The 13,496-nt window shown below is 36.5% G+C and carries 9 protein-coding genes; 4 read left to right on the forward strand and 5 right to left on the reverse strand.

The window, feature by feature from the left end; genetic code table 11:
- Nucleotides 1-193: 193 nt before the first annotated feature.
- A complete protein-coding gene (locus VKJ25_RS01940) occupies nt 194-406 on the reverse strand; it encodes a hypothetical protein (protein ID WP_324234938.1) in 213 nt (70 codons plus the stop codon).
- A gap of 231 nt (nt 407-637) precedes the next feature.
- Nucleotides 638-2,086 (reverse strand): alanine/glycine:cation symporter family protein, encoded by a 1,449-nt coding sequence (locus tag VKJ25_RS01945; protein ID WP_324234939.1) that lies wholly within the window; start codon nt 2,084-2,086, stop codon nt 638-640.
- Between the two features lie 307 nt (nt 2,087-2,393).
- Here VKJ25_RS01945 and VKJ25_RS01950 point away from each other — a divergent pair, with 307 nt between their 5' ends.
- Nucleotides 2,394-2,915 carry a GNAT family N-acetyltransferase gene (locus VKJ25_RS01950; RefSeq protein WP_324234940.1) on the forward strand — a complete coding sequence of 174 codons (522 nt, stop codon included), beginning with the start codon at nt 2,394-2,396 and terminating at the stop codon, nt 2,913-2,915.
- A 251-nt stretch (nt 2,916-3,166) separates the two neighbouring features.
- Nucleotides 3,167-3,385 carry an NfeD family protein gene (locus VKJ25_RS01955; RefSeq protein WP_324234941.1) on the forward strand — a complete coding sequence of 73 codons (219 nt, stop codon included), beginning with the start codon at nt 3,167-3,169 and terminating at the stop codon, nt 3,383-3,385.
- Nucleotides 3,386-4,064: 679 nt separating this feature from the next.
- Here VKJ25_RS01955 and VKJ25_RS01960 read toward each other — a convergent pair.
- Nucleotides 4,065-4,259, reverse strand: coding sequence for a DUF2887 domain-containing protein (locus VKJ25_RS01960; RefSeq protein ID WP_324234942.1), 195 nt, complete (start codon nt 4,257-4,259; stop codon nt 4,065-4,067).
- 494 nt (nt 4,260-4,753) lie between these two features.
- A complete protein-coding gene (locus VKJ25_RS01965) occupies nt 4,754-5,932 on the reverse strand; it encodes a GNAT family N-acetyltransferase (protein WP_324234943.1) in 1,179 nt (392 codons plus the stop codon).
- Between the two features lie 1,340 nt (nt 5,933-7,272).
- On the opposite strand from VKJ25_RS01965, the gene VKJ25_RS01970 reads away from it, so the two are divergent.
- Nucleotides 7,273-7,728, forward strand: coding sequence for a hypothetical protein (locus tag VKJ25_RS01970; RefSeq protein WP_324234944.1), 456 nt, complete (start codon nt 7,273-7,275; stop codon nt 7,726-7,728).
- Nucleotides 7,729-8,093: 365 nt separating this feature from the next.
- On the opposite strand, the gene VKJ25_RS01975 is transcribed toward VKJ25_RS01970, so the two are convergent.
- Nucleotides 8,094-9,809, reverse strand: a complete 1,716-nt coding sequence (locus VKJ25_RS01975; protein WP_324234945.1) for a serine/threonine-protein kinase — start codon at nt 9,807-9,809, stop codon at nt 8,094-8,096.
- A 1,008-nt stretch (nt 9,810-10,817) separates the two neighbouring features.
- Between VKJ25_RS01975 and pheT the strand changes: the two genes are divergently transcribed.
- Nucleotides 10,818-13,271, forward strand: coding sequence for a phenylalanine--tRNA ligase subunit beta (gene pheT, locus VKJ25_RS01980; RefSeq protein ID WP_324234946.1), 2,454 nt, complete (start codon nt 10,818-10,820; stop codon nt 13,269-13,271).
- Nucleotides 13,272-13,496 lie beyond the last annotated feature (225 nt).

A 13,496-nucleotide genomic window follows, 5' to 3' on the forward strand; every position in this document is an offset into this window, starting at 1 on the left:
ATTACCTGTAAGTCTACTCAGTCCTCTTGATCTGTGGAAGGCGAAATTTATACATTGATAACTCTAAATTTTGTTTCCGTAATCTCTCGTAAAATATCATTAGACATCTCCAGAAAAGAGGGAACAGGGAACCAAGAAGGTGGGAACAGTAAGAAATAATTGATAGTTTATGGATAAGAATTGATTTGATTGTTTATTTTTGGAGATGTCTATTAGAATCGCCAATGTCACGAGTAGCTATGCTATTATGAATAGTATAGTGTGTTTGAGGATCAAAATTACACCAAGTAATTGTTTCTGGAACTTCATTAAACATCGTCTTGCTCATCAGAATCCCTCCTGGTTTAAGAATGGGAGGAGCTGCCTGAAAAAATAGAGAGCGATCGCTACCAATGATACAATGCAAACAAGGAGCATCTAAAGCAATATCAAAAGAAGCATCAGGAATTTCAGTTATAGCAATGTGCGCACTTAATATTTACAAATTGCCGGAGGTGTCCAAGCAGCTCAAAGTTTTATATTATAGGCAATTTATTCTCCCAGTTAAGTGTTCCCTCCATACTTGTTCCCTGGGCGCAGCGCTATAATTTGAGAACATTGGTTTCTACGGTAAATTATTCTTTTTAAGAATAAATATCTATGAGAAACCGGGTTTCTGACTTTGATTTACTGAAATTATTTTTCCTGTTTGTAAACGTTGCATATAATTTTCTAAGTCTGTTGCTACTTCACCACAGAGGAAATAAGCTCCGAGTAAATTAGGAAAAGCGAGAGCTATTTTTATCGCATCAGCAAATTGAATGATTGCTTCTGGTTTAGTAATTGTACCCACAAAAATACCTACTAAAAATAACACTTTATATATAATTATACTCCGGTTTCCAAATAAATATTGCCAGGCAACTTGACCATAGTAACTCATAGAAATCATAGTAGATAAGGCAAACAAAAATATACAAACTGTCAAAACTAATGAAAACCAATTAATTGCAGAAGTAAAAGCAGCTAAAGTCAATTCCGAACCACCAAGATTAGCAAATTCTGGATTATTATAAATCCCAGTAATAATTACTACTAATGCAGTCATATTACAAATGATAACAGTATCAATAAATGGTTCTAGTAATGCCACAATACCTTCCCGAATAGGTTCATCAGTTTTCGCTGCTGCATGAGCGATCGCTGCCAAACCCAAACCTGCATCATTAGAAAAAGTGGCGCGACGGAACCCTTGTATTAGAGATCCGACTAAACCACCTGCCATAGCTTGAGGAACAAAAGCACCATGAATAATACTAGCTAAAGCATTAGGAATAGCTGTCAAATTAGCCAAAATTATCCATACAGCAGCCAAAAAGTAAATGCCACACATTATAGGTACAATAGTAGCAGCTACTACAGCGATACGTTTGATACCACCAATAATCACTAATCCTACTATTAATACTAAAACCAATCCGTAGCTCCAGGTTCTTTCGGCAAAAAATGGTATAACATTAGCAACGACTACTTGAGACTGATTAGACTGAAATATACTAGAGCTACCCAGTACCGCCAAAACATTGAATAATGCGAACATTCCTGCTAAAATTTGACCTAGATTTTTTTGTCCCATATTAGCTAAACCTTGAGACAGATAATACATAGGTCCTCCAGCAACTGTACCATCTGGGTTAAAAATGCGATATTTTTGAGCTAGGGTACACTCAATAAATTTGGTACTCATGCCTAGAAAACCTGCGATCGTCATCCAAAAAACTGCACCTGGTCCTCCTAAACTAATAGCAATACTAACTCCGGCAATATTTCCTAATCCCACAGTTCCAGAGAGAGCAGTAGCAAGAGCCTGAAAATGGGAAACTTCACCTTCGTCATTGGGGTCATCGTATTTGCCCAAAATAATATCTATAGCGTGTTTAAAGGCTCGAAGATTAATAAATTGCATTCGGAGTGTAAAAAATAGACCTCCGCTAATTAACCATAGTACAATTAATGGTATACCTTGCTCTCCTCCAATAGTATAGAAAATGATACTATCTATATTTTTTAATAAATCAGAAAAATTAGCGGAAATCCAATCTAACATTTAGTGTAATCGTTCCTAATTTAAACTTTAACATCAGTTGATTTTAGCACTTTAAAAAGGAAGAAGGAAGAGGGAAGAAGGCTGGAAATTTCCTATAGATATTAATCAGGACATATATAAAATCGAGATAATTACTATATCCAATTTATTGCGACTGGAACTCCGTGGAAGGAGGCAATCTTAGGGGTTTTTATTCTTACTGTGAAACTGCTGATTTAACTTATTTTGTTAACTCTAAAGTGGCTAAATGTTTAAAAGGATGGTTAAATTGTTTTTGCTCAAATACTAAAATAATAGTAATCAAATTATGTCGTTGAATGAATTAAAATTACGTCCTGCTACACCAGCAGATGTACCTGTGCTATTTGAGTTAATTAAAGCACTAGCTGAATATGAAAAATTATCTGATGCGGTGACGGGTAATCTTGCTTCTTTAGAAACTCATTTATTTGGTGAATCTGGTAGCGATCGCTCTAATTTTCGTCCTATTGCGGAAGTTATTATAGCTGAGTTTGCAGATAAACCTGTGGGTTTTTCTCTATTTTTTCATAACTTTTCCACTTTTCTCACCCAACCCGGAATTTATATAGAAGATTTGTTTGTGTTACCTGAGTATAGGGGACAAGGAATAGGAAAGCAACTGATAAGTTATGTAGCGCAGTTGGCAGTATCGCGAAACTGTGGGCGTTTAGAGTGGAGTGTTTTAGACTGGAATGAACCAGCGATCGGATTTTACCAACATATTGGTGCGTCAGTTTTAGATGAGTGGCGTATATGTCGTGTTACTGGTGATTCTTTGAGTAATTTAGCATCTGGACAAAAATTGTAGTCATATTAGACTTACACAAAAACTGTTTTTTGATTTAGTTGTTAGGATTTATGCAGAAACCGGGTTTATCAACTAAATTTGGTGGTTTTAACAACTATATTATGACAATAAACCCGGTTTTTTGGTTGCTTTGGGAAGTCCTGTAAATATCCAAGAAAATAATCTGAAGTCCGAATTAAATAACCTCCGGAAAACTTAATAACCAGAACGTAAAGCTAATCATAGACAAAATTATATAAGGAAGAATAATTATGCAGAAATTTCGTTGTGATGCTCCAAAAATGTTTTCTAAACCTCAACCTGGTGTAGTTGAAGAAAAAATTACTTCTGATGAACCTGGAAGAGTTAAATATAAAACTACATATTGGCCTGCTATGCTTTTTAGAGATGATAGTATGACTCTTGCTCCTGGTCAAGAAGTTGCAGTTGTTGGTCGTCAAGGAATTACTTTATTAGTACGTCCTCTTTAAGGAGAGGAGGAATGATGTGCCTTGAATAATTAACAATTAATAATTAACTAATAATTATCTATTCTTATAAATAAGAAGATTGACTAAAAGAATTTTTTTTCTTTTCTTGGTGGAGAGATAGCGTTAGTGAAACCCTATCTTGCGACTGCTTTTTATAGATAATTAGGGTTTCCTGAAAAAGTCTTTTTGCTCTTGGTAGGGAGTAGGAAGTAGGGAGTAGGGAGTAGGGAATAGGGAGTAGTTAAAAGTTAGGAGGAATAGGAGTTATAGAGGAATTAGTTGTAAGAATTGTCTGTTAATTTTTCTACTCTTGTGTGAGCCTTATCTGCTAACTTTGTTAACCTTTTTGGCCTAAAAGTTGGTACTTTTTTTCCCACCTAAAGTTGCTCAAACCATTAGTATGTCAATGCTTTTATATTTAAGCTGAAAAAGTCTTAATAACTAAAGCCTTATTGATTCTTCCTTTTTTGAGTTAAGTTTGCTAGTCTTTGAATTTCCTCTAAAGGTAAATCTAAATATTCAGCAATAGTTTCTAAAGTTAAACCTAAACGCATCATATTAGATATATACCTTATTTTGTCTTCTATTTTGCCTTCAGCTTTCCCTTCAAGAAAAGCTTCTTGATAAATTTTAGTTTTTTTTCAATTCACTTAAACCTAACATTGCTTCAATCTCCTTTCTAGTTTTTTTGGGGTAACTTATAAACGATAATTGTTTGAATTAGCTTAATTAAATCTTCTTGAATCTTTGGCTTAATAATTTTCTTTTGAGCTTGAGAAATTAAAGATTTAGCCAAATTAATCCCTTGAGTTTCTGGCTCAATTACCAGTTTAACAACTCCTACTCCTAATGAACCACTTACAGTTTCTGCCAAAAAGTTTTTCGACGGATGAAAAATCAGAAATTAAATTGTTGTTAAAACAATATATTCGCCAAGAAAGACAACCAGAGATTTATGAGTATTTCCAGTTAGCTAAAATTGAGCAAAAAAAAATGATACTTGCAGTTTTCCTCTACAATTAATAATCTCAGAAAATTCAGAGAGGAATAATTATAGAAGTTAATTTTATTTACTCGTTTAAACCTGCCTTAAAATCGCAACCTAATCTACAACAAACTTCTTCCTTGTTTACCAAAAATTTGTGTCTAAATCCTGTCTTTTTAAGGGGATAAAAAAAATTCAATTTAGGATTTTAATTCTAATGCTTTAACCATAGGTACAGATGCTCAAGTACAATAATACTAAACTAAGCTACATAAGTTTTTGTTGGGTTCGAGGTACCCTTAACCCAACCTACTAAATTTAGACAAAATAGCTATAGCCTTTTCTCTTAGATCGCTAAAGCTCTTCTTCTTTCTTCTTCCCTTTTAATTACCTTGACTAAAGGGTAAATATTCATTAATTCTATCCATTTCTAGCTGCTCCATTTCATTAACTTGATCGATATAAGACAAAAATATTTTTGACAAACGATTATGATAAAATCTGTGCATACTGTAGTTAGGTCTAGCAGGAAAACCACGACGCTTTTTATGTCTGCCTCCAGCTCCGGGGTCAAAACTATTAACACCATGTTTGATCGCCCATTCTATTGGTGCATAATAACAAGCATCAAAATGTAAACAGTCTATTTCATAACTACTACCCCAATATCGTCCGTAAAGGCGATCGCCTTTGGTAATACAAAATGACATTCCGATTGGAAATCTATCATCTTCTTCACTATAACCTGCTACAAATAACACCCGATGACGAAAGTCGTGATGTAATTGTTCAAAAAATCGCTTCGTCAGATATTTGCTACCCCACCAACCAAATTTATCACAGGTACTTTCATAAAAAGTATACATCTTAGAAAACAATAGTTTCGGTATTTCATCTCCAGTGAAAGTCTGCATTTGTAAACCTGCTTTGGCTACCGCTTTCCGTTCCCGTTTAATATTACGACGTTGGTTAGCATTAAATACTTTTAGATAGTCGTCAAAAGTTTGATAACCTTCATTTTGCCAAATATAACTATGATGCAGCCAACTGGCAAAACCATTACGTTTAATTATAGGATACCATTCTGGATCGACGTAGAGAAAATGACATCCAGAAATATTGTGGCGATCGCAAAAATTATCAATCTCACTAACCATCATCCCTGTTATTTCGTCTTCATCTTCCCCAGGTGCAATCAAAAATCTATACCCCTCAGCAGGAGTAAATGGCGACATTCCTAATAATTTCGGGTAATATTCAATACCTATGCGATCAGCAATTTCGGCCCATTGATGGTCAAACACAAATTCACCTTGACTGTGCCCTTTAATATAAAGTGGAGCTGCTGCTATTAATTGTCTATCTCGCCATACTGTTAAATGTTGGGGTAGCCATCCACTTCTACCACCTACACTACCAGAAGTTTCCATATTGCGCAGCCAGTCCCATTCTAAGAAAGGAGTTTTTAAAGGTTGGGCTAGAGCATCCCACTCTGGTTTGGGGACTTTTGCTATTTTACCAATCCAGGCTAGAGAATATTCAGGTTTAGACTGTTGGATCATTTTTCACTCTCATCGGCATATCCAATATCTAAGTTAATCTATTATTTCGTAAGTTGACCTGATGTAGTCAGAAGTCATAATTTAGAAGTCAGAAGTTAAGATATGAAAAAGGCAGTGCATTTCATTAGACATCTCCAAAAATAAAAAGTAAAATCAATTCTTCTTCCCAGTTAAGTGTTCCCTCCATACCTGTTCCCTTGGTTCACTAATAGATTTATTCAGCATAGATTTTGATAGTGATCGCAATATTTTGGAATGATTTCAGTTCAGGAGAAATCAGGAAAATTAGGACTAAATTTAGAATCTAAATATGTGTTATTTTCTAACACATATATTTGCAATTTTCCTTGATTAAATCTCTATAATTAACCCACTTTTAAACAATTACAGCAATTTCACGCCCGCCCGTGAGGTACAAAATTTTATTTAGTAATTTTAGTAACACAATCTTCGGTGGTTGTTACAGCAAACGAAGGCTGAACTGGAGTAGGTGTTAAGTGTACCTCACCATCCTCATGCATTGCTATAATAATTACTTTTTTTTATAGAGAAGAGGATTGCTATAGTAGCATTTTTGACTTCGCTTTGGAGCCTATTATTAAGTGGGGTTTATATAAGCAAATAGTATTATAGGACAGTAAGCATTCAGCATTCAGCATTCAGCAGTCAGCTATTAGCTTTTGGAGCCAATCTATAATTTTCAGAAATAAATACAGGACTTATGCAAAGGCACTATATATAGAGTCTAGGTGCGTTGTGCGTTGTGAGCTTTTCATGTCGCGTAGCGAAACACACCCTACTGGAGTGTTTCATCTAAAATGGTGCATTAGGGAGTAGGGGAGTGGGGGAGTAGGGGAGTAGGGGAGTAGGGGAATAGGGGAATAGGGGAATAGGGGAATAGGGGAAAAAGATTATTGCCCTTGTTTCGTCCCTCAACCCAACCTACAGTTATTGCACTATTTAAGATGAAACGGTCCACTACCAATAGCTTACGCAGAATAACGTAATTCTGTCATGGCGGGACTCGCAGCGCCAGCGACAGCGTTTCGCTCCGCGACATGGAAAGCGCAGGATTCCGGACCGAAGGCAATCTCAAACCTTGAAATTGCGTTCCTGATGCGTAAGTCCCGATCAAGAGAAATGTTTATAAAGTATAGTCTTAAAGATGAGATTTACATCTAAAACCAAAAAAAAGCTGATAGCTGATGCCTGATGGCTGAATGCTTACATGACACCCCATTTATATAGTACAAAGTTACTAAAAATGATTGAAAGTGCATAATTTTTCTCACTTTGTAACATTAATTAACTAGAACAAATCAATCACGGGTGAAATAATAATGGCTCAACAATCTTTTGAACACTTGGTCAAAAATAATAGTGCTAAAGCTGGTTGGAATATTTCCAAATTAAATGACAAACAAGCTATGCTAAAGTTCATTATGGATTCTGGCAGGGTGCAAAGGGTTTATATTACTAAATTTGATTCTATTTTAGAATTTTCGGTTCCTAGTGCTGCTGTATTTGAATGTTTAGATGATATTCCTAATCTTATTTCTAGTATTTTATTAACCAAAAATACTCAATACAAAATCGGTGAATGGTTTGTAGAAAATATTCAGGATAAGTTAGTTTATTCTATCATCCAAAATGTGAATATAGATTCTATTAATTTTGGTTATTTTATTAGTTTGGTGCATTTTCTAGTTTCAGAATGCGATAAATTTGATGGCTTTTTAGCAGAGTTATATCAATATAATCAACATATTAATTCGGCTAATTTTTCTGTTATATAGCAATTCTAAATAGGTTGTAATATTTTATTGTAGGGGTTTAGTCTCCAAATCATGTATGGGTGGTTTGGAAACCAAACCCCTACCGTTTTTTTCATCAATCTTTTCTTATGGGTATAGTTATAGTAATGCATGAGGATGGTGAGGTACACTTAACACCTACTGCGGTTCAGCCTTCGTTTGCTGTAACAACCACCAAAGGTTGTGTTACTAAAATTACTAAATAAAATTTTGTACCTCACGCGCGGGCGTGAAATTGCTGTAAGTAGGGTTTGCTTATGGAAAGTCTTTTTGTTGAAGTAGGGAGAGAGCAGGAAGTATTAAGTGATTAATTTCAGCGATCGCTACTGACAAGTGATAAATGAAGTCTAGAATCCGGAACCTCTTTTACCATTAGGCAAAGTTGTCCACCAATTAGTTTTTGCTGTCTCTAGTTGACTGTTACTTACCATTGCATTACTCAGATTAGCACCAGACAAATTTGCACCATGTAAATTTGCACCATTCATATAAGCACCTGTCATATCTGCGTCCTGCAAATTAGAACCTGCCAAACTAGCTGTACTTAAATAGGCTTTAGTCAAGTTTGCATTTTTGAGAATAGTATCAGTTAAATTAGCATGGCCAAAATTAGCTTCAGATAAATCCGCACCTTCTAGATTAGCTTCATGGAAATTTGCTCCATAAAAATTGGCTCCAGACAACTTAGCGTTACGCAAATTAAAGTTACTTAAATCACAATCAGCAAAATCTCTTCTACCTCTGATATAAGCACTGCGCAAGGAGGCAGCAGTCCATTTTGTGGGAATTGCACCACCTAATTCTGTTGTATTACTTGTTTTGTTTTTTGAGGATAAAGAAGATAATGCTGCATTAGTTGCTTTCTTTTTTGGAGATACTGTGGTAAAGTATCCTTCTGTAACATCTTCCTTCATCTTCAAAGATTTGGGTGGAACTGGAGGTCTAGGAGCTTTATTCAAACGATTCTTGCGTTCTCGAATTTTTTGAGCAATTTTAGTGCCGGGAGAAATTAATGAAACATCATTGTTATTATCATTAAATACAGTATTGTTATTATCATTAAATACAGTATTGTTATTATCAGTAAATACAGTATTGTTATTATCAGTAAATACAGTATTCACAGTTTCATCGGATTGAGGTTTAACTTGTTTTTTCTTTGTTGTTTTTGTATTCAAAGCTGCTAAAAGTTCTGGAGCTGACTGGAAGCGATGTTTTACAGAAACTTCTAGCATTTTCTCCAAGATTTCCCCAAATTTATCGCTAACATTAACTACAGGACGCCAGAGAATTTCACCATTAGTTCGATTGTAACCAAGACTTTTTGGACTTTTTCCTGTCAGCAAATAAATAGTAGTTACTCCCAAAGCATAAATATCGCTTGCATAGACAGGTCGTAAAGCCATTTGTTCTGGTGGAGCGAAACCTGAAGTACCTATGGAGATATTTGTAAAAGCAGTTTCTCCTGTACCAGTTGATATGTGAGTTTGACTAACATGGTCTTTCACAGCGCCAAAGTCGATCAAAACTAAATTACCACCTTGACTCCGCCTGATAATATTTGCAGGTTTAATATCTCGGTGAATCACTCCTTGAGTATGGATGTAATCTATCAGTGGCAAAATATCAATCAAAAATTTTCGCGCTTTTTCTTCAGTAAACAGACCCTGTTTTTTGACTTCCTGTTTTAAAGTTGAACCACTCACATATTCTTGAACTAGATGAAAATGTTTCTTCCATTCAAAATAACCTAATAAGCTGGGGATTTGGGGATGGTGGCCAATTTTTCCCAGAGTTTCAGCTTCTCGCTCAAATAGCTTTCTTGCCATTTCTAATACACTAGCTGTTGTCGTAGATGGGCGCAATTCTTTGATTACACAAATCGGGTCTCCTGGTAAAGAGATATCTTTGGCTAGAAAAGTTGCTCCGAAACCTCCTTTGCCAAGGGGTTGAACAATTTCATAGCGATCGCGCAGTATTAACTGCGAACCACAAGTTTGACACTTTTTAATACTATCTGGATTTTGAGGTTGAGGACAGTTAGGGTTTGTACAATAGCTCATCTTAAGTATATTAAGAATTATATTTTAATTTAATTTTTCTTTAAATGACTAATCTCTAAACGACTAATCTCTTTATAGCAAACTTACTAGACAAAGGCCAATTCTTCAGGATTTGACCGAGGATAAATATATAGCGCTACGGGCAATTTCAGATAGGGGAACTGTCGAATTGGCGACTTATAGAAGTCAGAAGTCATAAATTAGAAGTTAGAAGTTGTTTTGGTAAGGGAGATTTGAGCAACGCTCCAAAAACGTCTCGCCGATCAAGGGGGGGGGTTGCACGACCTAATATATTGCTCTGCTGATTAAATCTAAAAGAATTGACAGATAAAGATTAAAGGCTTTTTTGGGTAACCAACAAAAAGTGCCGAGAAATTACTAAATTAATCTTTAAAATTCTAGATTTTTCCTCACTAATGGAAAAAATGTAGAAAAAGTAACACTTGTAACTATTTCCTATTACCCCCATACCTATTGCCTAAGCCCACTAACAGACTTTTGAGTAACCCCAATTATTTTGATAAACTGCAGTTTAAACGCTTAATAGCTTATTCTCTCTTCTCTGTTCCCTCTTGCTGTAAAAACCAGGAAATTTGGGACACGACTCGAATAAGACTGCTATATCTAAAATAATATCTAAAATTCGGGACAACATTAAAGCTTGTGCGACAGAGACTCTTGTCTGTTGATAGAGTTTCTCAAGGAAGGGAACACTTAACTGGGAACAGTATAAAAAGTTTATCTGTCTCTCAATGCTTTGAGATTTAATCAGCTAACCCTAACTCCTGATTCCTAACTTCATGACTCAACCATCAGAGAGATAAAATGTTACTTGAAGTTATAAATATGGCCTAAGAGCCAGATATAGCAGTTGCCATGAGTGTTAGAAGATTTGCCAACTCTCAAATTTAGTCAGAGACAGAATTTTACTTCTGACTTCTGACTTCTGACTTCTGACTGCTGTTATATTTGCTCTACTATGCCTCAAGATTGGGAAATATTAAAAGGATGCGTATCTCTCTAAAATGGTTGCGGGAACTGGTAGATATCAATATTACTCCAGAAGAATTAGCTGAAACTCTGACAATGGCAGGCTTTGAGGTGGAAGAAATAGAAGATCGAAGCACTTGGTCAGCAGGAGTAGTTTTAGGAAAAATCCTAGAAGCTAACAAGCACCCCAATGCTGATAAACTTCAAGTTTGCCAAGTGGACATTGGTAAGCCAGACCTATTAAATATTGTCTGTGGAGCTGCTAATGCTAGGGCAGGTATTTATGTTGCAGTAGCTACCGTCGGTGCTTATTTGGCTGCCATTGATTTAAAAATAAAAAAAAGTAAGCTACGGGGAGTTCCTTCGGAAGGAATGATTTGTTCTTTAACAGAACTGGGCTTAACTAAGGATTCTGAAGGTATTCATGTATTTGAGCTAGAAAGCCCCCAGTTGGGTTCTGATGTAGGGCCTTTGCTTGGTTTAGATGATGTAATTTTAGACTTGACAACAACAGCAAATCGTGCTGATGCTTTGAGTATGATTGGAGTAGCCCGTGAGGTTGCTGCTTTGACTGGATCATTATTGAGAATACCAAATGTTTCTGAAATTGTTATTCCAGAACTCAATACTAATAGTAGTATCAAAATCGACATCTCAGAATCCGAAGCTTGCCCAATTTATATTGGTACTGTGATTGAAGGGGTAAAAGTTGGTCCTTCACCGGAATGGTTGAAACAACGATTGGAGTCTGCAAACATAAGAGCGATTAACAACATAGTAGATATTACTAATTATATTTTGTTAGAGTGGGGTCAGCCACTTCATGGGTTTGACAAAGATAAGATTCAGTTTATCACAGACAATCAGCTCTTGACAATTGGAGTACGCTATGCTAAAGAAAACGAATCTCTGATTACTTTGGACAGTCAAAAGCGCACCCTGGAAACTGAAACTTTAGTAATTACAGCTAATGATAAACCAATAGCTTTGGCAGGAGTAATGGGTGGAGAAGAAACAGAAGTAGGTGAGGGTACGACAAATCTATTATTAGAAGCAGCAATTTTTGCTCCTATTGCTATTCGTCGTTCAGCTCGAACTCAAGGTTTACGGACGGAAGCTTCTACCAGATATGAACGGGGAGTGAATCAAGCAGAGTTAGGATTAGCTTGTCGTCGTGCTATTCATTTAATTACAGAGTTGGCTGGAGGAACGGTTACTCATCAGGAGACTTTTACTAATCAAGGAGATGGTATCACAGGAACTAGAGAATTATCTCTGAGTCTGGATCGCATTAACGAAGTTTTAGGACCATTGAAGCGTGGAGAAAACACTTTAGAGCAATCTTTTTTGCAACCAGAAGAAGTTGAAGGTATTCTCACTTCTTTAGGATGTAGTTTGGTGAAAACGGAAGCTAGAGAGACAGTAGTTTGGAATGTCACCGTACCTCCCTATCGTTATCGAGACTTGGAACGAGAAATAGACTTGATCGAAGAAGTTGCCCGGTTGCACGGATATGATAATTTCTGTGAAACTTTGCCAAGTAAAGGTGCAGCAGGTTATTTGCCACCAGAACAGTTGGCAGTTCGTACTCTGCGGAGTGCTTTGCGGGGTGCAGGGTTAACAGAGTTGATGCACTATTCTTTGGTTAAGCAAGGTGGGGAAAATCAAATTGCGATCGCTAACCCTCTATTTGTAGAATATTCAGCTTTGCGTACAGAACTTTTAACCGGACTTATTGATGCTTTCCAATATAACTTGGAACAAGGAAACAGTACATTGAGTGGGTTTGAAATAGGTCGTATTTTCTGGAAAGAGACAGAAAAATATCACGAAGCAGAAGCGATCGCCGGAATTATTAGTAATGGTGGCAAAAGTTGGACGCGGGGTGGAAAGGAAGAACCTCTGACTTGGTTTGAAGCAAAAGGAATTTTAGAACAAGTTTTTGAGCGACTTTATTTGAAAGTGGAGTACAAAGCATGTTCTGAAAATTATTTGCTGCATCCAGGTCGCACAGCATCATTATGGTTGCAAGGTAAATATCTTGGCATTTTTGGGCAACTACATCCTCAACTACGGCAAGAGCGAGATTTGCCGGATGAGGTTTATGTTTTTCAACTTGACTTAGCAGTACTGGTGTCGGTAATGACTCAAGGAAATATTGTCAGACGGAAGTTTAGTGCTTATTCTACATTTCCTCCAGCAGATCGAGATATTGCTTTCTTTGTACCAGTTGAGGTATCTGTTAATGAAATTAAACAGGTAATTTCTCAAGCTGCTGGAAAATTATTGGAGTCGATAGAATTATTTGATGAGTATCGGGGTGAAAATGTACCTGATGGTCAAAGAAGTTTAGCTTTTCGGTTAATTTATCGGGTGAGCGATCGCACTCTGACTGATGAGGATATTGATCCGGTACAACAAAAAGTAAGAGATGCTTTGGTTGATAAACTGAAAGTCAATCTTAGGAGTTAAATCCCCCCTACCCCCCTTTGAAAGGGGGGATAGCCTAGAGTAGGGGGGGCGGGTCTGGCTAACTCAAGGTGAAGAGCTATAGCGCCCTAGCTAGACCCGCCCCTACTTTAGGGGGGCGGGTCTGGCTAACTCAACATGAAGAGCTATAGCTCCCTAGCTAGACCCGCCCCTACAGTAGCTATGCTTTATAAACATCTTTCTTAAGTTTTAAGCACCATATCTAGG

This window comes from Okeania sp. (assembly GCF_035285525.1).
Lineage (GTDB): Bacteria > Cyanobacteriota > Cyanobacteriia > Cyanobacteriales > Microcoleaceae > Trichodesmium.